General features: G+C 70.8%; 19 protein-coding genes. 7 read left to right on the forward strand and 12 right to left on the reverse strand.

Annotated elements, in window-relative coordinates; genetic code table 11:
- Positions 1-14: 14 nt before the first annotated feature.
- The gene (locus AB0898_RS20895; RefSeq protein ID WP_199583405.1) at positions 15-635 is read right to left on the reverse strand and encodes a heme-copper oxidase subunit III; all 621 of its coding nucleotides are present in this window, start codon (positions 633-635) and stop codon (positions 15-17) included.
- 145 nt (positions 636-780) lie between these two features.
- Between AB0898_RS20895 and AB0898_RS20900 the strand changes: the two genes are divergently transcribed.
- Positions 781-1182 (forward strand): hypothetical protein, encoded by a 402-nt coding sequence (locus AB0898_RS20900; protein ID WP_366804433.1) that lies wholly within the window; start codon positions 781-783, stop codon positions 1180-1182.
- A gap of 56 nt (positions 1183-1238) precedes the next feature.
- On the opposite strand, the gene AB0898_RS20905 is transcribed toward AB0898_RS20900, so the two are convergent.
- The 4 genes from AB0898_RS20905 to coxB all read right to left on the reverse strand — a co-directional run bounded on the left by AB0898_RS20905 (position 1239) and on the right by coxB (position 5731).
- Positions 1239-2504, reverse strand: a complete 1266-nt coding sequence (locus AB0898_RS20905) for an Ig-like domain-containing protein (RefSeq protein ID WP_366804434.1) — start codon at positions 2502-2504, stop codon at positions 1239-1241.
- Between the two features lie 145 nt (positions 2505-2649).
- On the reverse strand, positions 2650-3048 hold the full coding sequence (locus tag AB0898_RS20910; RefSeq protein WP_366804435.1) for a cytochrome c oxidase subunit 4: 399 nt from the start codon (positions 3046-3048) through the stop codon (positions 2650-2652).
- Entirely contained in the window at positions 3045-4775 is a 1731-nt protein-coding gene (gene ctaD, locus AB0898_RS20915; protein ID WP_366804436.1) for a cytochrome c oxidase subunit I, read from the reverse strand. Before ctaD ends, AB0898_RS20910 begins: the two co-directional genes overlap by 4 nt.
- The gene (gene coxB, locus AB0898_RS20920) at positions 4772-5731 is read right to left on the reverse strand and encodes a cytochrome c oxidase subunit II (protein ID WP_366804437.1); all 960 of its coding nucleotides are present in this window, start codon (positions 5729-5731) and stop codon (positions 4772-4774) included. Before coxB ends, ctaD begins: the two co-directional genes overlap by 4 nt.
- A gap of 297 nt (positions 5732-6028) precedes the next feature.
- Here coxB and AB0898_RS20925 point away from each other — a divergent pair, with 297 nt between their 5' ends.
- Positions 6029-7405, forward strand: coding sequence for an aminotransferase class V-fold PLP-dependent enzyme (locus tag AB0898_RS20925; protein WP_366804438.1), 1377 nt, complete (start codon positions 6029-6031; stop codon positions 7403-7405).
- A 153-nt stretch (positions 7406-7558) separates the two neighbouring features.
- Here the strand turns inward: AB0898_RS20925 and AB0898_RS20930 are convergent, their stop codons facing one another.
- Complete coding sequence (locus AB0898_RS20930) at positions 7559-8533, reverse strand: carbohydrate kinase family protein (protein ID WP_366804439.1); 975 nt, start codon at positions 8531-8533, stop codon at positions 7559-7561.
- A 130-nt stretch (positions 8534-8663) separates the two neighbouring features.
- Between AB0898_RS20930 and AB0898_RS20935 the strand changes: the two genes are divergently transcribed.
- A complete protein-coding gene (locus AB0898_RS20935) occupies positions 8664-8873 on the forward strand; it encodes a hypothetical protein (protein WP_366804440.1) in 210 nt (69 codons plus the stop codon).
- 92 nt (positions 8874-8965) lie between these two features.
- Positions 8966-10891 (forward strand): hypothetical protein, encoded by a 1926-nt coding sequence (locus AB0898_RS20940; RefSeq protein ID WP_366804441.1) that lies wholly within the window; start codon positions 8966-8968, stop codon positions 10889-10891.
- 83 nt (positions 10892-10974) lie between these two features.
- Here AB0898_RS20940 and erpA read toward each other — a convergent pair whose 3' ends face one another.
- Complete coding sequence (gene erpA, locus AB0898_RS20945) at positions 10975-11331, reverse strand: iron-sulfur cluster insertion protein ErpA (RefSeq protein ID WP_366804442.1); 357 nt, start codon at positions 11329-11331, stop codon at positions 10975-10977.
- Positions 11332-11603: 272 nt separating this feature from the next.
- On the opposite strand from erpA, the gene nadA reads away from it, so the two are divergent.
- The gene (gene nadA, locus AB0898_RS20950) at positions 11604-12788 is read left to right on the forward strand and encodes a quinolinate synthase NadA (RefSeq protein WP_361782888.1); all 1185 of its coding nucleotides are present in this window, start codon (positions 11604-11606) and stop codon (positions 12786-12788) included.
- A 148-nt stretch (positions 12789-12936) separates the two neighbouring features.
- Positions 12937-13515 carry a Uma2 family endonuclease gene (locus AB0898_RS20955; protein ID WP_366804443.1) on the forward strand — a complete coding sequence of 193 codons (579 nt, stop codon included), beginning with the start codon at positions 12937-12939 and terminating at the stop codon, positions 13513-13515.
- Positions 13516-13608: 93 nt separating this feature from the next.
- Here AB0898_RS20955 and AB0898_RS20960 read toward each other — a convergent pair whose 3' ends face one another.
- The 3 genes from AB0898_RS20960 to AB0898_RS20970 all read right to left on the reverse strand — a co-directional run bounded on the left by AB0898_RS20960 (position 13609) and on the right by AB0898_RS20970 (position 18782).
- On the reverse strand, positions 13609-16710 hold the full coding sequence (locus tag AB0898_RS20960) for an efflux RND transporter permease subunit (RefSeq protein WP_366804444.1): 3102 nt from the start codon (positions 16708-16710) through the stop codon (positions 13609-13611).
- Positions 16711-16887: 177 nt separating this feature from the next.
- On the reverse strand, positions 16888-17565 hold the full coding sequence (locus AB0898_RS20965) for a response regulator transcription factor (protein ID WP_366804445.1): 678 nt from the start codon (positions 17563-17565) through the stop codon (positions 16888-16890).
- Positions 17562-18782, reverse strand: a complete 1221-nt coding sequence (locus AB0898_RS20970) for a sensor histidine kinase (protein WP_366804446.1) — start codon at positions 18780-18782, stop codon at positions 17562-17564. The genes AB0898_RS20965 and AB0898_RS20970 overlap by 4 nt, the downstream gene beginning before the upstream one ends.
- 243 nt (positions 18783-19025) lie before the next feature.
- On the opposite strand from AB0898_RS20970, the gene AB0898_RS20975 reads away from it, so the two are divergent.
- Positions 19026-20417 (forward strand): hypothetical protein, encoded by a 1392-nt coding sequence (locus tag AB0898_RS20975; protein WP_366804447.1) that lies wholly within the window; start codon positions 19026-19028, stop codon positions 20415-20417.
- 61 nt (positions 20418-20478) lie between these two features.
- Here the strand turns inward: AB0898_RS20975 and pspAA are convergent, their stop codons facing one another.
- Both pspAA and AB0898_RS20985 read right to left on the reverse strand, forming a co-directional pair.
- A complete protein-coding gene (pspAA, locus tag AB0898_RS20980) occupies positions 20479-20757 on the reverse strand; it encodes a PspA-associated protein PspAA (RefSeq protein ID WP_366804448.1) in 279 nt (92 codons plus the stop codon).
- A gap of 32 nt (positions 20758-20789) precedes the next feature.
- Positions 20790-21563: a PspA/IM30 family protein gene (locus AB0898_RS20985; RefSeq protein WP_366804449.1), complete on the reverse strand. Its 774-nt coding sequence runs from the start codon at positions 21561-21563 to the stop codon at positions 20790-20792.
- Positions 21564-21854: the final 291 nt, after the last annotated feature.

The raw sequence follows: 21854 nt of genomic DNA on the forward strand, positions 1-21854 counted from the left end.
GGGAACGGTCCCCGCTACTTGATCAGGTAGATCGTGGCGAAGAGGCCGATCCAGACCACGTCGACGAAGTGCCAGTAGTAGGACACGACGATGGCGGCGGTCGCCTGCTCATGGGTGAACCGCTTCGCCGCGTAGGTACGGCCCAGTACCAGCAGGAAGGCGATGAGACCGCCCGTCACGTGCAGGCCGTGGAAGCCGGTGGTCAGGTAGAACACCGAGCCGTACGGGTCGGAGGACAGGGAGATCCCGTCCTTCTTCACCAGTTCGGTGTACTCGTAGATCTGCCCGCCGATGAAGATCGCACCCATGATGAAGGTAGCGATGAACCACGCGCGGAGCTTCTTCACGTCACCGCGCTCGGCGGCGAACACGCCGAGCTGACAGGTGAGCGAGGAGAGCACCAGGATCGTGGTGTTCGTCGCGGAGAAGGGCACGTTGAGCGCGTGCGCCATCTCCTTCCAGTGCGCCGCTCCGGTCACGGACCGGAGGGTGAAGTACATCGCGAAGAGGGCCGCGAAGAACATCAGCTCGGAACTCAGCCAGATGATGGTTCCGACGCTGGTGAGGTTCGGCCGATTGACCGACGGGTGCGCGTGCCCGGTTTCTACTGTCGTTGCTGTCGCCACGACCGACATTATGTCGGTCGCTTATCTCGCCCTCACTCCGGGGGTGCCGTTCGGAGTGTCCGGGCTTGTCGTACCGGTGTTGACGTGGTGTTCGGCGGAGTAACATCCGCCCCGGAAAGGCCCGTCCGTACGACGCCGACGTCTCGGAGGAACCATGCAGCCGACCGCCACTGTGCTGGTGTACAGCGACGACTCCACCACCCGGGAACAGGTGCGGCTGGCCACCGGCCGCAGGCCGGCCCCGGACGTGCCCCGGGTGGAGTTCGTGGAGTGCGCGACGCCCGAGGCCGCGGTGCGCGCGGTGGACGCGGGCGGCATCGACGTGTGCGTGCTGGACGGCGAGGCCGTGCCGATGGGCGGCATGGGGCTGTGCCGCCAGCTCAAGGACGAGGTCTTCGACTGCCCGCCCGTGCTGCTGCTGATGGGCCGCCCCCAAGACGCCTGGCTGGCCACCTGGAGCCGGGCCGACGCGGCGGTGACGCTGCCGGTCGACCCGATGGAGTTCGCCGAGGCCCTGGCGTCCCTGCTGCGCCGACGGCGGCTGCAGAGCGCCTGAGACGGCCTCCGGGCGCGGGAGCCGCCAGGACGGGCGTACGGCTCCCGCGTCGCCGCTCAGGCCGCCGCCGGGCGCAGCCGCACCGAGTCCTGGGGGTTGGCGGGGGCGCCGGAGCCGCCGTTGAGGGCGCTGCCCGCGCTCCATTTCTTCCAGTCCAGGTTCCAGTCGCCGAAGCCGTTGCCGAAGTCCTCCATGGCGTGGCCGTTGGAGTTGACGACCTTGACGACGTCTCCGGGACGTACGTGGTCGAAGAACCACTCGGCGTTCGAGGTGCTCATGCCGGTGCAGCCGTGGCTGACGTTGGCGTACCCCTGCGAGCCCACCGACCAGGGCGCGGCGTGGACGTATTCACCGGACCAGGTCACCCGGGTGGCGTAGTAGACCGGCAGGTCGTAGGAGTCGGAGCTGCCCTCGGCGATGCCGACCGTGGTGCCGCGCATCCGTACGAAGTACTGCTTCTCCAGGACCACCTTGACGCCGTTGCGGGTCTCGAAGCCGGGCTTTCCGGTGGTGACCGGAATCTGGTTGATCACCTGGCCGTTCTTGTAGAACGTCAGCTGGTGGGTGGCGGCGTCGGTGATGGCCTCGACCCGGTCGCCGATGGTGATCTTCAGATCCTTGGTCGTGCCGCCCGAGAGCTTGTCGTTGATCTTGATGCCGTCCAGGTCGCTGTGCACCTGGACGGTGGCGTGGGCGGGCCAGTACTCCTTGGGCCGGTAGTGGAGTTCCTTGTCGCCGACCCAGTACCAGGACCCCTGCACGGCCGGCACCGACGTGACCCGGAGGCCCCGCTCCACGACGGCCCGCTGCGCCTTGTCCTTGATCTCCTGGTCCAGCTGGACGGTGATGGGCTGTCCGACGCCGTACTCGCCCGCCTCGGGCCCGAAGGTGACGCCCAGGGTCTTCTTGCCCGTGGTCTTGGTGGTGTCGAAGGTGAGGACCTTGCGGCCGGGTGCGCCGTCGTCGTCCTCGGTGCTGACCTGGACCGTGTAATGGGCGTTCGCGGCCAGCGGGGAGGTGCTGTGCCAGCGGCCGCCGTCGGCGGCGAGTTCGCCCGTCACATAGCGCCCCGTGGCGTCCCGGGCGGTGACGTCCGTGATCCGGCCCTCATCGCTCTTCAGGGTGACTTCCAGGGGCTTGTCCGGGTCCACCCGCTTGCCCGCCTCGGTGGGGCCGGTGAAGGAGATCTGGCCCGCCGCGTCGTACGGCTTGGTCGCCAGGGCGGCGTTGCCGCCCGCGCCGCAGCCGGTGACGCCCGCGCCGAGGGCGGCCACCACCAGGGTGCAGCTGACGACAGTGCGGGTCCGCGCAGTGTGATTCATATGATTACGTTATGAGGCGAAAAGTCCGGATGCGCGGCGCGTACCTCGGACGAGGGACGGACACTGCGGCAAACGGAGGAGCCCGGACCCTCCTGACGGAGTGTCCGGGCTCCCGGTGCGCCACGCGCTGTGCTACGGGGCTGTCCTACTGGGTGCGGTTCTCACCGCGGTAGTACTCGAAGACCCAGCCGAACAGGCCGATCAGGATCAGCGGCGCCGCGAAGTAGACGAGCCACCAGCCGACCGCGATACCGAGGAAGGCCAGGGCGCCGCCGACCGCCAGGGAGAGCGGCTGCCAGCTGTGCGGGCTGAAGAAGCCCAGCTCGCCCGCGCCGTCCGAGACGTCGGCCTCCTTGTCGTCCTGCGCGCCCGCGTCGACCCGCCGGGCGGTGAAGCCCAGGTAGAAGCCGATCATGATGCACAGGCCGAAGGCCAGGAAGAGCGCCGTGGTGCCGGCCGGCTCCTTCGACCACACGCCGTACACGACGGCCATGATCAGGACGAAGAAGCTCAGCCAGATGAACATCCGGCCCTGGATCTTCACTTGCCGGCCTCCTTGCTGCCCGCGATGGCGGCGCCGTGACCGGCGTGCTCAAGCTGCTCCAGCGCGGCGATCTCGGGGTGGTGCAGGTCGAACGCCGGGGATTCGCTGCGAATCCGCGGCAGGGTGAGGAAGTTGTGCCGCGGGGGCGGGCAGGAGGTCGCCCACTCCAGCGAACGGCCGTAGCCCCACGGGTCGTCCACGCCGACGGGCTTGCCGTACTTGGCCGTCTTCCACACGTTGTAGAGGAACGGCAGGATCGACAGGCCCAGCAGGAACGAGGCGATGGTCGAGACCGTGTTCAGGGCGGTGAAGCCGTCGGCGTTCAGGTAGTCCGCGTACCGGCGGGGCATGCCCTCGGCGCCCAGCCAGTGCTGGACCAGGAAGGTGCCGTGGAAGCCGATGAACAGCGTCCAGAAGGTGATCTTGCCCAGGCGCTCGTCCAGCATCTTGCCGGTGAACTTCGGCCACCAGAAGTGGAAGCCGGCGAACATCGCGAAGACGACCGTACCGAAGACCACGTAGTGGAAGTGCGCCACCACGAAGTACGAGTCGGAGACGTGGAAGTCCATCGGGGGCGAGGCCAGGATGACACCGGTCAGACCACCGAACACGAAGGTGATCAGGAAGCCGGTGGTCCAGAGCATCGGTGTCTCGAAGGACAGTGAGCCCTTCCACATCGTGCCGATCCAGTTGAAGAACTTCACACCGGTCGGGACCGCGATGAGGAACGTCATGAAGGAGAAGAACGGCAGCAGCACACCGCCGGTGACGTACATGTGGTGCGCCCACACAGTGACCGAGAGGCCCGCGATCGCGATCGTGGCGGCGATCAGGCCCATGTAGCCGAACATCGGCTTGCGCGAGAACACCGGGATGATCTCGGAGACGATGCCGAAGAACGGTAGGGCGATGATGTACACCTCTGGATGGCCGAAGAACCAGAAGAGGTGTTGCCATAGCAAGGCCCCGCCGTTGGCGGCGTCGAAGACATGGGCACCGAACTTGCGGTCCGCCTCCAGGGCGAACAGCGCGGCCGCGAGGACCGGGAAGGCCAGCAGGACCAGCACACCGGTCAGCAGCACGTTCCACACGAAGATCGGCATGCGGAACATCGTCATGCCGGGCGCGCGCATGCAGATGATCGTGGTGATGAAGTTGACCGAGCCGAGGATCGTGCCGAAGCCGGAGAAGGCCAGACCCATGATCCACATGTCGGCGCCGACACCCGGCGAACGGACCGCGTCCGACAGCGGGGAGTAGGCGAACCAGCCGAAGTCGGCCGCACCCTGCGGGGTGAGGAAGCCGCCGACCGCGATGAGCGAGCCGAACAGGTAGAGCCAGTAGGCGAACATGTTCAGCCGCGGGAACGCCACGTCGGGCGCGCCGATCTGCAGCGGCATGATCCAGTTCGCGAAACCGGCGAACAGCGGCGTCGCGAACATCAGCAGCATCACGGTGCCGTGCATCGTGAACGCCTGGTTGAACTGCTCATTGGAGATGATCTGCAGACCCGGACGGGCCAGCTCGGCGCGCATGAGCAGCGCCAGCACACCACCGATGAGGAAGAACGCGAACGACGTCGCGAGGTAGAGCGTGCCGATCGTCTTGTGGTCGGTGGTCGTCAGCCACTTCACCACGACGTTGCCGGGCTCCTTGCGCCTGACCAGCAGCTCGCTGTCGGACGCGTCGGCTGCGGCGGCACCCTGGGGTTCGTTGAGGATGCTCACAGGTTGTTCGTCTCCCGGTTCTTCTCGTGGCTCGTCTGCGCGATGCCGGCGGGAATGTAACCGGTCTGCCCCTTCTTGGCGAGGTCCTTGAGGTGCTGCTCGTACCGCTCGGGGGAGACGACCTTCACGTTGAACAGCATCCGGGAGTGGTCGACGCCGCACAGCTCGGCACACTTGCCGAGGAAGGTGCCCTCGTGGTTGGGAGTCACCTGGAAGGCGTTGGTGTGACCCGGGATGACGTCCTGCTTCATCAGGAACGGCACCACCCAGAAGGAGTGGATGACGTCACGCGAGGTGAGGATGAAGCGAACGGTCTTGCCCTTGGGCAGCCAGAGCGTCGGACCGGGGTTGTTGGTCTGCGGGTTCCGCGTACCCGGGGTGCCGACGTCGTAGACACCGCCGGCGTTCGCCGGGAATGCCTTCGTGAACCGGTCCGGGATGGCGGCCAGGTTCGGGTCGGTCTTGGCGTTCCCGGTGGAGCCCGGGACGTTCTCGATGTAGTTGAAGCCCCAGCTCCACTGGAAGCCGACCACGTTGACCGTGACGTCGGGCTTCTTCTCCAGGCTGAGGAGCTTCGACTCGTCGCGTGCCGTGAAGTAGAACAGCACGGAGACGATGATGATCGGGACCACCGTGTACAGCGCCTCGATGGGCATGTTGTACCGCGTCTGCGGCGGAACCTCGACCTTGGTGCGGCTGCGCCGGTGGAACATGACGCTCCACAGGATCAGGCCCCACACCAGCACGCCGGTAGCGAGCGCGGCGGCCCAGGAGCCCTGCCACAGGGAGAGGATGCGGGGAGCCTCTTCCGTGGTCGGGGTGGGCATACCAAGGCGGGGGAAGTCCTTGTATGTGCAACCGGTGGCGGTCGCCAGGACCAGGCCCGCGGTCAGTGCCTGCAGCAGCTTCCGCCGCATCGGGCGCCGCGGCGAGCGGTCGGAGCCGTTGGGACTCACGTAGCGCCTTCCCGAGAGTCTCGCCCGCGCGGTCGGCTGCGGCCTTCTCGCTGGTCGGTCGCCGCCCTGCGTCGGGCAGGGGTTTGGATGTTTATGCGGACCAAACCCTAGCCGACGGCCTCCGGCGGTTCGCGGGGAGGGGGGGATACGCGTCGCCGGTCAATTGGCGGGGGTGAGATATGGGGCCTAATCGCCGTGGGTTGTTGCGATTTGGGGGCGTGTGCGGGTATGTGGTGGGCCGTTCGCGCAGTTCCCCGCGCCCCTTCGTGGCGTGCCCGGAGTTTTAACGTTGAGCTTGTGAGTTACTTCGACGCTGCTTCCGTTGCTCCCCTTCATCCTGTTGCCCGGCAGGCTCTGATGGCCTCTTTGGAGGAGGGGTGGGCTGATCCTGGGCGGGTCTATCGGGAGGGGCGCAGGGCTCGGGTGCTGGTGGACGCGGCTCGGGAGGCGGCTGCGGAGGCGGTGGGGTGCCGGGCCGACGAGGTGGTGTTCACCGCTTCCGGGACCGATGCGGTGCGGCAGGGGATCGCGGGGGCGCTGGCCGGGCGGCGGCGGACGGGGCGTCACCTCATCGTGTCAGGGGTCGAACATTCCTCTGTACTCCATTCGGCGGAAGCGTGGGAGGCCGACGGCGGGTCGGTGAGTCGGGTCGCCGTCGACCGTGGGGGTGCCGTCCCGGTGCGTGGGTACGGGGATGCCCTGCGCGCCGACACCGCGCTGGCGTGTCTGCAGTCCGCCAATCACGAGGTGGGGACCGTGCAGCCGGTGGCGGAGGTGGCCGAGGTGTGCCGGGCGGCGGGGGTGCCGTTGCTGGTGGACGCCGCGCAGTCGCTGGGGTGGGGGGCGGTCGGGGGTGACTGGTCGCTGCTGACCGCCAGTGCGCGCAAGTGGGGCGGACCCGCCGGGGTGGGGCTGCTCGTGGTGCGCAAGGGGGTGCGGTTCCAGCCCCAAGGGCCGCGCGAGGAGGGGCGGTCGGGGCGCACGGCCGACTTCGGGAACATCCCGGCGATCGTCGCGGCGGTGGCGGCGCTGCGCGCCGTACGGGCCGAGGCGGACGCGGAGGCGGTACGGCTGCGCGAGCTGACCGAGCGGGTGCGGGCGCGGGTGCCGCATCTCGTGCCGGACGTGGAGGTGGTGGGCGATCCGGTACGGCGGCTGCCGGGGATCGTCACCTTCTCCTGTCTCTACGTGGACGGCGAGGCGCTGCTGCACGAGCTGGACCGGGAGGGCTTCGCCGTCTCCTCGGGCTCCTCGTGCACGAGCGGCACGCTGGAGCCGAGCCATGTGCTGAAGGCGATGGGGGTGCTGAGCGAGGGGAACGTCCGCGTGTCGCTGCCGCCGGGGGTGGCGGAGGAGGACGTGGAGCGGTTCCTCGGCGTACTGCCCGGTGTGGTGGCCCGGGTCCGGGAGCAGCTGGGGGCCGCCGCCCCGGTCACGTCGGTGCGCGCGGCGGAGCTGGTGGTGGACTCGCTGGGCAAGCGGTGCCCGGTCCCGGTCATCGAGCTGGCCAAGGTCTTCGGCGATGTGCCGGTGGGCGGCACGGTACGGGTCCTCTCGGACGACGAGGCGGCCCGGCTGGACATCCCGGCGTGGTGCGCGATGCGGGGGCAGGAGTACGTGGGCGAGGAGGCGGCGCCCCGGGGTACGGCGTACCTCGTGCGCCGGGTGAGCTGATGCCGGGTGAGCCGGCAAGGATCGTGAGGGCAGCCGACCCAGGGGCGCGGGGCTGCATTGGACATGCGGCTCCGCCGCGTGGGCGCAACCAGCCCCAACGGGCCCGCAGCCAACCACGGACCCGTCGAGGCACACGCACACGCACACGCAAACTCAGCCCAGGTGCTCGCGAACCTCCGCCGCCGCGTCGTCCCCGTACGCCTTGGTGAAGCGGTCCATGAAGTGAGCACGGCGCAACTGGTACTCCTGCGTACCCACCGTCTCGATGACCAGCGTCGCCAGCATGCAGCCCACCTGCGCCGCGCGCTCCAGGGAGACGCCCCAGGCGAGACCGGAGAGGAACCCGGCGCGGAAGGCGTCGCCGACACCCGTCGGGTCGGACTTGCGCTCCTCGTCGGGGCAGCCGACCTCGATCGGGTCCTCGCCGACCCGCTCGATGCGGACGCCGCGCGAGCCGAGGGTGGTGACGCGGTGGCCGACCTTGGCGAGGATCTGCTCGTCGGTCCAGCCGGTCTTGGCCTCGATCAGGCCCTTCTCGTACTCGTTGGAGAAGAGGTACGTGGCGCCGTCCAGCAGTATCCGGATCTCCTCGCCCTCCATGCGGGCGATCTGCTGGGAGAAGTCGGCGGCGAAGGGGATGGCGCGGGAGCGGCACTCCTCGGTGTGGCGGAGCATCGCCTCGGGGTCGTCGGCGCCGATCAGGACGAGGTCCAGACCGCCGACGCGGTCTCCGACCGTCTTCAGCTCGATGAGGCGGGCCTCGCTCATGGCGCCGGTGTAGAAGGAGCCGATCTGGTTGTGGTCGGCGTCCGTGGTGCACACGAAGCGGGCGGTGTGCAGGGTCTCGGAGATGCGGACGGACTCGGTGTCCACGCCGTGGCGCTCCAGCCAGGCGCGGTACTCGTCGAAGTCGAAGCCCGCGGCGCCGACCAGGACCGGGCGGGTGCCGAGCTGGCCCATGCCGAAGGCGATGTTCGCGCCGACGCCGCCCCGGCGGACGTCCAGGTTGTCGACCAGGAAGGAGAGCGAGACCGTGTGCAGCTGGTCCGCGACGAACTGGTCGGCGAAGCGGCCGGGGAAGGTCATGAGGTGGTCGGTGGCGATGGAGCCGGTGACTGCGATGCGCACGACGGGCGTTCTCCTGGCGGAAGGGGAGGTGACAGTTCACGCTACCCGGTTCCGGGCAGCCACTGAAGCAGTGAAAACTACCCGATAGTAGATCTTTCTTCACCGCCGCCCGCGTGCCTACGGTGCGGGCATGACGAACCTCAGGGGCAACTCCCCCACCCCGGCCGACCTCGACGGCGGCCTCGCGGCGCTGCGTGGCGACTGTGCCCGGATGGTGCCGCACTGGCCGGCCTCGGCGGACGCCGCCGGCCGTCCGGTACCGCCGTCCCTGATCCACGGGGTACGCGTCCCCGACCGCTCGGCCCGGCTGGTGGACGCCATGCCGGACTACGGCGACTGAGCGGGGGCGCACGGAAGGGAACCGCGCGCTCCCCTCACGCGTCCCACCGCCGTCCCCGCGAGACGGGGCACGAACCGGCGAGGAGCGATGCGGTGAACCCCGAGCGACCCCAGAACCCCGAGAACCCCGAGGACACCCCGGTCCCGGAGCCTGAGCAGGCCGAGGCGGGGTTGCCTGCGACGGCGGAGGGGCGTGGGGGCGCGTCCGCCGGGCCGGGCGTGGAGGCGGGGGCGGCGGACAAGGGCGTGGCTGCGGAAACAGCGCACGCGGGTGCGGAGCCGAAGGCAGAGGCTGCGGAGACCGGCACGGACGCGGACGCAGACGCTGCGGACACCGGCACGGACGCGAACGTGAAGGCGGAGGCCGCGGACGCCGACGCGGACGCAGATGTGAAGGCGGAAGCTGCGGACACCTCCGCGGACACCGGCACGGATGCGAAGGCAGGGGCAGCCGGCAAGAACGTGGACGCGGAGCCGAATACGGCGGCCGACGACGCGGGTGCGGAGCCGGAGGCGGCGACCGGACAGCCCGCCCAGGAAGACGCCTCAGCCCCCGCGGACAGCGCGCCGGCCACCGGCACCGACACCGGAACCACCCACCCGGCCGCGCCCCACTCGGACGTACCCCCTCCCCCGCCCCGCCCCCGTACCGCCCTGGTCGTCGCCTCGGTGGCCGCGGCCGTGCTGGCGCTCGGCGGTGGCGGGGCCTGGCTGGCCTCGGGGGTCGGGGCGGACGGTGAGCCCGGGGCGGCCGGTTCCGGAGCCACTCCCCCGCCGCTCGCGCTGGACGGGTGGAGTCCGGCGCCGACGGGGAGTACGGCGGGGATCGCACCCGGGGAGCGGAATCCGTACGGCGTGCGGTACGTGGCCGAGGGGAAGCTGCCCGAGGGGCCGGGGTCGGCGCCGGTGCACGTCCCGGAGGGCGCCGTCGGCAAGGACGCGGTGGCCCGGCTGGCGCGGGCGCTGGACGTGGCCGGTACGCCCGTGGCCGACGGGGACGGCTGGCGGGTCGGCGGTCACGCGGGCGAGCCGGTGCTGCGGGTGGCCGGGGGCGCGGCGGGCGGCTGGTCCTTCAGCCGGTACGCACCCGGCACCGACAACTGCCCCAAGGCCGACGTGTGCGCGCAGGACCCGATCGCCCCGGCCGCCGACGCGGTGAGCGTGGCGAAGGCCCGGCAGGTGGTCGCGCCGGTGCTGAAGGCGCTCGGGCAGGACGACGCGAAGACCGACGCGAGCCAGGTCATGGGCGCCCGGCGGGTGGTGAACGCCGACCCGGTGGTGGGCGGGCTGCCCACCTACGGCTGGACGACCGGGCTGACCGTGGACGAACGGGGCGAGCTGGTCGGCGGCCACGGAATGCTGGCCGTACCCGGGAAGGGCGCCGAATACCCCGTACTCAGCGCGGACAAGACCCTGGCGCTGCTCAACTCGGCGCAGCCGGACGGGCATCGGATGGGCATCGGGGGCTGTGCGACACCGGTGCCGGCGAAGGACCGGCTGGAGCAGCCGTGCGGGACGGACCCGTCCCCGGGCACGCCGAAGGGTGACCGGCTGACCGTGGAGAAGGCGGTGTTCGGGCTCGCCGCGCACACGGTGGACGGCCGGGAGGCCCTGGTGCCGTCGTGGCTGTACCAGGTGCGGGGTACGGCGGCGCGCGGCACGTTCACGGTGACGTACCCGGCGGTGGCCCCGGAGTACCTCACCACGGCGGCGCCGTCCGGCTCGGCGGGGAGCGAGCGGTCCGTGAAGGTCGGGGCGTACAGCGCGCACGGCCGTGAGCTGACCGTCCGCTTCATGGGCGGCGTCTGCGCCGATCACCGCGCGGCCGCGAAGGAGAGCGCCGGGCGGGTGACGGTGTCGGTGACCGAGCGGCCCCGGCCGGGCAAGGTGTGCGTGCTGATGGCGAAGGAGTTCGCCGAGACCGTACGCCTCGACGCGCCGCTCGGCGGGCGGACGGTCGTCACGGAGGACGGCGGCCGGGTGCCGGAGGCTGATTCGCTCGCCCGTCCCGAGAAGTAGCGACCCCGGGACGCGAGAACGCGCGAGGCGGCGGACCCCCGGGCAGGGGGCCGCCGCCTCGCGCGTCGGGCCGGTCGGGCCGCTTAGCTGAAGGAGTCGCCGCAGGCGCAGGAGCCCGTCGCGTTCGGGTTGTCGATCGTGAAGCCCTGCTTCTCGATCGTGTCCACGAAGTCGACGGTGGCGCCGATCAGGTAGGGCGCGCTCATGCGGTCGGTGACGACCTTGACGCCGCCGAAGTCCTTCACGACGTCGCCGTCGAGCGAGCGCTCGTCGAAGAAGAGCTGGTAGCGCAGGCCGGAGCAGCCGCCGGGCTGGACGGCGACACGCAGCGCGAGGTCGTCACGGCCTTCCTGGTCGAGCAGGGCCTTGACCTTCGACGCGGCGGCGTCGGTCAGGACGATGCCGTCGGTGACGGTGCTGGTCTCGTCCGATACGGACATCTACATCTCTCCCAAGTCGTACGGAGACTGCTTTTCGAGGAGTGCAACCGGCGCGTCGGCCGATTCATTCCGGGCCGGGCGGGCGCGTTGCCGCGTATTGCTTCTCATCTCCATGCTCGCACACGGCCGGGGGGTGGGACAGCGGCCCGGTGCTCGGGCCCCGGACCGTGCCGGGATTCACGTCACATGGACGCTATCGCCATCGTCAAAGTGACGTGAAGCGGCTATCATAGATAACGTCAGTTAGACGAAAACTAGAAAGGGTAGGTGTCGTGACCACCGCCCAGACCCCGCAGCTCGACGTCCAGCCGTCTCCGCTCGCCCTGCTGCTGCTCGGCCGCGGCGCCGACCCGAAGAGCGAGCGGGGCGTCGAATGCCCCGGCGATCTGCCCGCCCCCTCCGACCCGGACCTCGTCGAGCGCGCCCGCGCCGCGAAGGCGAAGCTCGGGGACAAGGTCTTCGTCCTCGGCCACCACTACCAGCGTGACGAGGTCATCCAGTTCGCGGATGTCACGGGCGACTCCTTCAAGCTGGCCCGGGACGCCGCCGCGCGTCCGGAGGCCGAGTACATCGTCTTCTGCGGTGTGCACTTCATGGCCGAGTCGGCCGACATCCTCACCTCCGACGACCAGAAGGTCGTCCTGCCCGACCTCGCCGCCGGCTGCTCCATGGCCGACATGGCGACGGCCGAGCAGGTCGCCGAGTGCTGGGACGTGCTGACCGAGGCGGGCGTGGCCGAGCAGGTCGTGCCGGTGTCGTACATGAACTCCTCCGCCGACATCAAGGCGTTCACCGGCAAGCACGGCGGCACGATCTGTACGTCGTCCAACGCCAAGCGGGCCCTGGACTGGGCCTTCGAGCAGGGTGAGAAGGTGCTGTTCCTGCCCGACCAGCACCTCGGGCGCAACACCGCCGTGCGGGAGATGGGCATGTCCCTGGAGGACTGCGTCCTCTACAACCCGCACAAGCCGAACGGCGGACTGACCGCCCAGCAGCTCCGTGACGCCAAGATGATCCTGTGGCGCGGCCACTGCTCCGTGCACGGCCGCTTCAGCCTGGAGTCGGTCGAGGACGTCCGCGCGCGCGTGCCCGGCATCAATGTGCTGGTCCATCCCGAGTGCCGGTACGAGGTCGTGGCGGCGGCGGACCACGTCGGCTCCACGGAGCACATCATCAAGACCCTGGAAGCGGCCCCGGCCGGCTCCAAGTGGGCCATCGGCACCGAGCTGAACCTCGTCCGCCGCCTGGCGAATCGTTTCGCGGCCGAGGACAAGGAGATCGTCTTCCTCGACCGCACGGTCTGCTTCTGCTCCACCATGAACCGCATCGACCTCCCCCACCTGGTCTGGACCCTGGAGTCCCTCGCCGAGGGCACCCTGGTCAACCGCATCGAGGTGGACCGCGAGACGGAGGCGTTCGCGAAACTGGCGCTGGAGCGGATGCTGGCGCTGCCGTAGGAACCTTCATCCGTACGCGGGTCAGGGGCGCTTCCCGATATCGGGAAGCGCCCCTTTCGTGCCACGATCGGGGGAACGGTTCCCGATCTCATGGACAGGTGATCTTCCGGTGTCCCAGCCTGGCGAGCGACCGAAGGAGGGGCGTGACATGACTGCCGTCGCGCATGAGCCGACCACGCCGGCTGAGGGACTGCTGGACATCTTTATGTCCCTGGACACCCCCGAGGGCTTCCATGCCGAGCTGATCGAGGGGGAGATCGTTGTGACACCACCGCCGGACGGGGACCACGAGGACTACATCGGGCTGATCGTGAGCCAGGTGGTCAGGCGGTCCCGGACCGATATGCAGTTCTCCGGCAACAAGGGCCTGCTGCTGAAGAGCACGGAGCGCGACCCGAAGGACCATGTGATCCCGGACGGCACCTTCGCGCCCACCGCGCTACGGCTCTACCGCGGCGCCGACTCCTGGATGCCCTCCGACGGTGTCGCCATGGTGCTGGAAGTGACATCCACCAAGCCCCGGATGGACCGCGAGGCCAAGCGCCACGGTTACGCGCGTGCCGGGATCCCCCTGTACCTGCTGGTGGACCGGGACGCCTCCTCGGTCACGCTGTTCAGCGATCCGGGAAGCGACGACTACCGCCAGCTCTGCACCGTCCCGTTCGGCACGTCCCTCGCGCTCCCGGGTCCCTTCGGCTTCGAGCTGGACACGACGGACTTCCTCTGAGGCTCTGACGGCGACAGACAGAGAGGCCCGGCCCGCACGATCGTGCGGGCCGGGCCCTTTCGCTGTCCGGACGTCGTATCCGGGCCGTAGCGGCTACACCGCGACCGGCTCCGGGGCCTCCTTCTCCGGCTCCGCCTTCTTGGCCGCCCTCTTCGCCGCGCGGCGCTCCTTGCGGAGTTCCAGCATCGCGTAGAGCGTCGGGACCAGGAGGAGGGTGAGGAGGGTGGAGGTGATCAGGCCGCCGATGACGACGACGGCGAGGGGCTGGGCGATGAAGCCGCCCTGGCCGGTGACGCCGAGGGCCATGGGGAGGAGGGCGAAGATCGTCGCCAGGGCCGTCATCAGGATCGGGCGGAGGCGGTGCCGGCCGCCCTCGATCACGGCCTCGACGACGCCGTAGCCCTGGGACCGGTACTGGTTGATCAGGTCGATGAGCACGATGGCGTTGGTCACCACGATGCCGATGAGCATCAGCATGCCGATCATCGCCGGGACGCCCATCGGGGTGCCGGTGATGATGAGGAGACCGAGCGCGCCGGTCGCCGCGAACGGGATGGACACCAGCAGGATCAGCGGCTGCACCAGCGAGCGGAACGTCGCCACCAGCAGCATGAACACGATCGCGATGGCCGCGAGCATGGCCAGGCCCAGGTTCTTGAACGCGTCGTCCTGGTCGGAGGAGACACCGCCGACCTCGGCCGTGGCGCCCGCCGGGAGCTTCAGCGTCTTCAGCTTGGCCTGGAGCTGGGTGCTGACCGCGCCGGTGTTGTCCCCGGTCGGCCGGCCCTTGATCGTGGCGGCGCGCTGGCCGTCGATACGGGTCATCGACACGGGGCCGTCTACCAGCTTGACGGTCGCGATGTCACCGAGCTCGACCCGGCCCAGGTTCAGGTTCTTCAGCTGGGCCAGCGTGGTCGCGGGCTTGGCCGAGCGCACCACGACATCGCGCTCGGTGTCGTCCAGGATCGCCTTGCCCGCGGGGAGACCGCGTACGGCCTGCGCGACGGCGCCGCCCAGCTTCTGCTGGTCGAACCCGGCGGCGGCCGCCTTGCCGTTGGCCTTGACCGAGATGCGCGGCACGCTCTGCGAGAGGTCGCTGGTCACGTCGGTGACGTCGTCCAGGCCCGCCACGGTGGAGCGGACCTTCGCGGCGGCGGTCTTCAGGGTGGCCGGGTCGGCCGCCTTGACCACGACGCTGAGGTCCTGGTTGCCGAAGCTGTCGCCGCCGGACACGGTGGTCGTGCCGATGCCGTCGAGCTTGGCGAGCCCGTCCGTCAGATGCTTCTGCACGCCGGTGAAGGACGCCCCGTCCTTCAGCATGACCTGGTACGACGCCTGGTTGGTGTCGGTGCCGCCGCCGAAGGCCGCCATGAAGCCGGAGGAGCCGATGGTGACCTGGTAGTCCTTGACGCCCTTGACCGAGGCGAGCAGCTTCTCCACCCGCTTGGCCTGCGCGTCCGTGGCCTGAAGGCTGGTGCCGGGCTTCAGCGTCTGCTTGACGGTGAGGACCTGCTGCTCGCCCTGGTCGAAGAAGTTCGTCTTCAGCAGCCCGGACATCCCGAAGGTGCCGAGCAGCACGACCACCGCGATGAGCACGCTGGTGAGCCGGCGCCGGGTCGCGAACCGCAGGACCGGGACGTACGCCCGCTGGAGGCGGCTGGTGGATTCCTTCTCCTCCGCCCGGCGGCGCGCCTCCTCGGCGTCCTCGGGGGTGCCCTTCGGGGCGCGCAGGAACCAGTACGACAGCACCGGCACGACCGTCAGCGACACCAGCAGCGAGGCCAGCAGGGCCGCCGTCACGGTGATGCTGAAGGAGCCGAACAGGGCGCCCACCATGCCGCCGACCAGGCCTATCGGCAGGAAGACGGCGACCGTGGTGAGGGTGGAGGAGGTGACCGCTCCGGCCACCTCGCGGACCGCGCCGATGATGGCCTGGCCGCGCTCCTCGCCGTAGCCGAGGTGCCGCTTGATGTTCTCCAGGACCACGATCGAGTCGTCCACGACCCGGCCGATGGCGATGGTCAGCGCGCCCAGGGTGAGCATGTTCAGGGACAGCCCGCGCGTCCACAGCACGATCAGCGCGAGGACCACGGACAGCGGGATGGAGACCGCCGTGACCAGCGTGGAGCGGATCGAGGCCAGGAAGACCAGGATGACCAGGACCGCGAAGAGCAGACCGAGGGCGCCCTCGGTGGTCAGGCCGTCGATGGCCTTGGAGACCGCCGGGCCCTGGTCGCTGACGACCGTCAGCTTCGCGCCGGAGCCGAGGTCGGTGCGCAGCTTGGGCAGCTTGTCCTTGACGGCCTCGGAGATGGCGACGGCGCTGCCGCCGTGGTCCATGGTGACGTTGACGGCGAGGCTCGGCCGGCCGTCGGTGCGGGTGAGGGAGTCCGAGGGCGCCGGGCGCTCCTCGACCTTGGCGACGTCACCGAGGCGTACGGGCTTGGCACCCGGCGCGCCGGTGACCATCAGGTCCTTGATCTGGGCCAGCGAGGTGTAGCCGCCGCCGACCTGGACGGTGCGGTTGGCGCCGTTCTCGTCGAAGGAGCCGGCCGGGACGGTCGCGCCGCCCGCCTGCAGCGCGGGGACGAGCGCGGCGGGGGTCAGTCCGGCCTTGGCGAGCTTGGCGTTGTCCGGCGTGACGGCGACCTGGACGTCACGGACGCCGGTGACCTGGACGCGGCCGACGCCGTCGATGTCCTTCAGCGCGGGCACGACCGTACGGTCCAGCTTGTCGGCGAGCGCCTGCTGGTCCTGGCCGGAGGACGCGGCGAGGACGACGGTGGGCATGTCGTCGGTGGAGCCGGAGATGACCTGCGGGTCCACGGAGTCCGGGAGCTGGCCCCGGGCCCGGTTCACGGCCTGCTGCACGTCGGTGACGAGCCGCTTGGTGTCGTTGCCGTAGTCGAAGGACGCCATGATCACGGCGTTGCCCTCGGAGGCGGTGGAGGTGACACCGGTGATGCCGTCGACGCCCTGGAGGTTGTTCTCGATGGGCTCGACGACCTGCTTCTCGACCACGTCGGGCGAGGCACCCTGGTACGGCGCGATCACCGACACCATGGGCAGGTCGATGGTGGGCAGGAGCTGCTGTTTGATCTGGGGTATCGCGATGGCTCCGAAGAGCAGCGCGACGAGCGACACCAGGCCGACGAGGGCCCGTTGCCGGAGGCTGAACCGGGACAGCCAGGACATGGGACAGGGTCTCTCTTCTGTGAGCGGCAGAAGCTGCTGGGCAGGGCGCAGAAGCTGGGCCGGGCGCGAAAAGGCGCCCACCCCATACCTTGGCCCATGGCCGGACCCGGCTCCGTAGGCCCCAGGTGCCGTCTCTTACCCGGCTCCTACTCCACGCGCAGTACACGCGGGTGGAGGTCACTCCGTCCGGGGACGTACCAGCCCGGACTCGTAGGCGATGACCACGAGCTGGGCCCGGTCGCGGGCGCCGAGCTTGGCCATGGCCCGGTTGACGTGCGTCTTCACGGTCAGCGGGCTGACCTCCAGGCGCTCGGCGATCTCGTCGTTGCTGAGTCCGCCGGCCACCTGGACCAGCACCTCGCGCTCACGCCCGGTGAGCGCGTCGAGCCGGGCGAGGCGGACCGGGTCGGGGACCGCGGTGCCGGCCTGGGCGAGGAAGCGGGCGATCAGGCCCTTGGTGGCGGCCGGGGAGAGCAGTGCCTCGCCGTCGGCGGCCAGCCGGATCGCGGCGAGCAGTTCCTCGGGCTCGCTGCCCTTGCCGAGGAAGCCGGACGCACCCGCGCGCAGCGCCTCCACCACGTAGTCGTCCACCTCGAAGGTGGTCAGGATGACCACGCGGACCCGGGCGAGGTCCGGGTCGGCGCCGATCATCCGGGTGGCGGCGAGTCCGTCGGTGCCGGGCATCCGGATGTCCATGAGGACCACGTCGGCGTCCCGTTCCTTGGCCAGCCGCACCGCCTCGGCCCCGTCGGACGCCTCGCCGACGACGGCCATGCCGGGCTCGGACTCCACCAGCACCCGGAACGCGCTGCGCAGCAGCGCCTGGTCGTCGGCGAGCAGGACGCGGATGGTCACGCGGGCTCCTCCCGGTCGGTCGTACGGGTCTTGACCGGCAGGATGGCATGGACGCGGAAGCCGCCGCCGAAGCGGGGTCCGGTGGTGAGGGTGCCGCCGAGCGCGGTGACCCGCTCGCGCATCCCGAGCAGCCCGTGCCCGCCGCCCGCGCTCGGCGCGCCGGTGACGCCGGGGCCGTTGTCCAGCACGCTGACCTCGATGTTCGGTCCCACCCGTACGACGCTGACCTCGGCCTTCGCGGCGGTCCCGGCGTGCTTCTGGGCGTTGGTCAGGGCCTCCTGGACGATCCGGTAGGCGGCGAGGTCGACGGCGGCGGGCAGTTCGGTGTCCTGGTCGGCGCGGGCGACCTCCACCGGGAGCCCGGCGCTGCGGAAGGTGCCCGCGAGTTCGTCGAGGCGGTTGAGGCCGGGGGCGGGTTCGGTGGGGGCGGCCGGGTCGCCGGACTGGCGGAGCAGGCCGACGGTGGCGCGCAGCTCGCCGAGCGCGGAGCGGCTGGCCGAGCGGACGTGGGCGAGGGCTTCCTTGGCCTGGTCGGGGCGCCGGTCCATGACATGGGCGGCGACTCCGGCCTGCACGTTGACCAGGGCGATGTGGTGGGCGACCACGTCGTGCAGCTCGCGGGCGATGCGCAGCCGTTCCTCGGCGACCCGTCGGCGGGCCTCCTCCTCGCGGGTGCGCTCGGCGCGTTCGGCGCGCTCCCGTATGGCCTGTACGAAGGCGCGGTGGCTGCGCACGGCGTCGCCCGCGGTGGCGCCGATGCCGGTCCAGGCGATGATGGCGAGGTTCTCCTGCGCGTACCAGGGCAGCGGCCCGGCGAGCATGGCGGCGGCGGTCAGCACGGCCATGGCCAGCAGCGCGACCCGCCAGGTGGTGGCCCGGCCGGTGGTGGAGGCGACCGTGTAGAGGGCGACGACGGCGCACATCACGACGGGGGCGCGCGGGTCTCCGGTGACGCACTCGACCAGCGAGCAGACGCCGGTGACGGCGAGGACGGCCATGGGCGCGCGGCGGCGCAGCACGAGCGCGACCGCGCCGGCGACCATCAGGGCCAGGCTGAGCGGGTCCGGGGCGCGTTCGCCCCAGGCGACCCCGTGCTCGCCGTGGGGCGAGGCGAAGGAGCCGCCGATCATGCACACCAGCACCAGACCGGCGAGGACCGCGTCCAGGGCGAGGGGGTGGGCCTGCGCCCCGTACCGGGCGCGTTGGAGAGTGCTCACCGGTGAACAGTACGGGCGCCGGGCGGGGTACGGGAATCGGTCCCCAGGGCTGCCACGGACCGGCACGGACTGCCGGCTGCCTGCCAGGGGCCGCCACGAGCGGCGAGGCGCCATCAGGTGTCGGCCGGTGTTCGCCCCGGGTATCCATGTGGGACGCCCGCTGTTGGCCGTACCGGCCCAGCCTTCTGCTCGGCGTCCGTGCCCAGGCGGCCGGACGCGTCCGGTCGACGAAAGGCGGTCCCCGTGCGCCCCCACCCCTCGTCCCTCCGCTCTCTCCGGACGGTCGCCGCTCTCGCGCTGGTGTCGGCGGCGGGCCCGCTGCTGCCGGTCGCCCCGGCGGCGGCCGCGAGTTACGGGACGCCGACGATCAAGCTGTCCGCCGGGTATCTGTCGGGCGCGGTCGGCGCGAGCGGCGACCCGGTCGTCACGGCGACCGTCGCGCAGAGCGGCGCCGACGCCTCCGACCTGACGGTGGCCGCGAGCAAGACGAGCAGGTCGTCGGTGGCGGGCACCGGGGACGTACAGGTCACGGGCACCGGCGGCACCCGTACGGTCGCCGTGACCGCCCACGCCCAGGGCTACACCGACCTCACCCTGAAGGTGACCGGGCTCGGCGGCAAGACGGCCACCGCGACCCTGCACTACGCGGCCTCCCCGGCCGTCCAGCGCTCGGCCGACGCCCGCTATCTGACCGGCGCGTCGGACGCCTCGGCCGCCGTGGACGCCGGGAACGGCTACCTCCTGGTCGCCAACGACGAGGACAACACCCTGCGCCTGTACGACGGTTCGGCCTCCGGGGCGCCGGTGAGGAGCTGGGACCTGAGCAGTGCGCTCGGCTCCGACAAGGAGGCGGACATCGAGGGCGGCACCCGGGTCGGGAACACCGTCTACTGGACCGGCTCGCTCGGTAACAACAAGGACGGCGCGTACAAGCCCGCCCGCAACACCGTCTTCACCACCACGCTCTCCGGCTCCGGCGCGGCGACCTCGGTGACCTTCGGGACGGCGGGCCACCGGCTCCGCGACGACCTGGTGGCCTGGGACCAGGCCAACGGCGACCGGTACGGCTTCGCCGCCGCGACCGCCGACGGGCAGACCCCGAAGCAGGTGGACGGCCTCAACGTGGAGGGCCTGGAGTTCGCGCCGGGCTCCACCACCACCGCCTACCTGGGCTTCCGCGCCCCGCTGGTCCCGCCGCAGGAGGGCGGCAGGGCGCTGCTGGTGCCGGTGACGAACATCGACCAGGTGGCACGCGGTACGAAGGCGGTCTTCGGCACCCCCGTCGAGCTGGACCTCGGCGGGCTCTCGGTGCGCGATCTGCGCCGTGACGACCAGGGGCGGTATCTGATCCTGGCCGGGTCCTGGGCGGCGGAGGACAACAGCGCGCCGTACGCCCTCTACACCTGGGACAGCGTCCCCGGACACCAGCCGGTGAAGACGCTGGACCTGCCGACGGCGGACGCGGGGGGCTGGGAGTCGATCGTGAGCACGCCCGATCTGTCGGTGCCCGGCGGCCGGGTGCGGCTGATCACCGACGACGGCAGCGCCGACCTCTACGGCGACGGCACCGAGGCGAAGGACCTCTCCCACCCGGAGTGGCAGAAGTCCCGCACCACGTGGTTCACGCTGAACTGACGTGTCCCCAGGGCCTCTTGAGGTCCCGGGGTCTCTGGAGGTCCCGGGCCGGACCGGCCGGTCAGCCCGGGATCAGCCCGTCGTCGCCCAGGAGTTCCCGGACCTCCTCCAGCGTCGCGTCCGGGCCCGGGAGGATCAGCTCCGAGGGCTCCAGGGCGTCGTCCGGCAGCGGGGTGCCGAAACCCCGGACGGCGTCGAGGAGGGCGGTGAGCGTACGGCGGAAGCCCGCCTCGTCACCGCTCTCCACCTCGGCCAGCAGCTCGTCGTCCAGCTTGTTCAGCTCGGTGAAGTGCGCGTCGTCCACGCGCACCTGGCCCTCGCCCATGATCCGTACGATCACGTCGGCCTCCTCGGCTCGGTCCCGGCGGCGGGCTACTGCTTGTCGAAGCGCGGGGTGTCCTGCTGCTGGGCCTGCCCCTGGCCGGTGCCGCCCTCGATGGCCTGCTGCGGGGAGCCCCCGGCCAGCTCGGCCTTCATCCGCTGGAGCTCCAGCTCGACGTCCGTGCCGCCGGAGAGGCGGTCCAGCTCGGCCTGGATGTCGTCCTTGGCCATGCCGGACTGGTCGTCCAGGACGCCGGAGGCGAGCAGCTCGTCGATGGCACCGGCGCGGGCCTGGAGCTGGGCGGTCTTGTCCTCGGCGCGCTGGATCGCGAGACCGACGTCGCCCATCTCCTCGGAGATGCCGGAGAACGCCTCGCCGATGCGGGTCTGCGCCTGGGCGGCGGTGTAGGTGGCCTTGATGGTCTCCTTCTTGGTGCGGAAGGCGTCCACCTTGGCCTGGAGGCGCTGGGCGGCCAGCGTCAGCTTCTCCTCCTCGCCCTGGAGCGTGGCGTGCTGCGTCTCCAGGTCGGTCACCTGCTGCTGGAGGGCGGAGCGCCGGGAGAGCGCCTCGCGGGCCAGGTCCTCGCGGCCGAGCGCGAGCGCCTTGCGGCCCTGGTCCTCCAGCTTCCCGGACTGCTGCTGCAGCTGGTTGAGCTGGAGCTCCAGCCGCTTGCGGGAGGTCGCCACGTCGGCGACGCCCCGGCGCACCTTCTGGAGCAGCTCCAGCTGCTTCTGGTACGAGTAGTCGAGGGTCTCGCGCGGGTCCTCGGCCCGGTCAAGGGCCTTGTTCGCCTTCGCGCGGAAGATCATCCCCATACGCTTCATGACACCGCTCATGGGCTTCGCGCGCCCCCTTCTGACGGACTCCAGCTCACCGATCCTGCGACAGAACCCACAGTACGGGCCCTGCCACCATTACCGCACCGTTCAGGCGCTCATGCTCTCCTCCCCAGGGACGAGGGCGGACGCCCCCGCTCCGGCGTGAGGAGTAGGTGATCCCCGGGTGGCGTCCCGTTCGTCCCCCATGTCGCCGGGTGCGGTCCCTCCTACAGACGCCGGGTGTTGCCGGATCGTTCCCCAGAGGGCTGGGGTCCATGCCGGGAAGCCCGTACCCTT

The sequence above is a fragment of the Streptomyces sp. NPDC005435 genome (assembly GCF_040703155.1).
GTDB lineage: Bacteria > Actinomycetota > Actinomycetes > Streptomycetales > Streptomycetaceae > Streptomyces.

Excerpts from the sequence above, each read along its gene's own strand:
- AB0898_RS20895 (WP_199583405.1), bottom strand. The coding sequence starts at position 635 with ATGTCGGTCGTGGCGACAGCAACGACAGTAGAAACCGGGCACGCGCAC.
- AB0898_RS20955 (WP_366804443.1), top strand. The coding sequence starts at position 12,937 with ATGACTGCCGTCGCGCATGAGCCGACCACGCCGGCTGAGGGACTGCTG.
- erpA (WP_366804442.1), bottom strand. The coding sequence starts at position 11,331 with ATGTCCGTATCGGACGAGACCAGCACCGTCACCGACGGCATCGTCCTG.
- AB0898_RS20985 (WP_366804449.1), bottom strand. The coding sequence starts at position 21,563 with ATGAAGCGTATGGGGATGATCTTCCGCGCGAAGGCGAACAAGGCCCTT.
- AB0898_RS20935 (WP_366804440.1), top strand. The coding sequence starts at position 8,664 with ATGACGAACCTCAGGGGCAACTCCCCCACCCCGGCCGACCTCGACGGC.
- AB0898_RS20905 (WP_366804434.1), bottom strand. The coding sequence starts at position 2,504 with ATGAATCACACTGCGCGGACCCGCACTGTCGTCAGCTGCACCCTGGTG.
- AB0898_RS20900 (WP_366804433.1), top strand. The coding sequence starts at position 781 with ATGCAGCCGACCGCCACTGTGCTGGTGTACAGCGACGACTCCACCACC.
- AB0898_RS20960 (WP_366804444.1), bottom strand. The coding sequence starts at position 16,710 with ATGTCCTGGCTGTCCCGGTTCAGCCTCCGGCAACGGGCCCTCGTCGGC.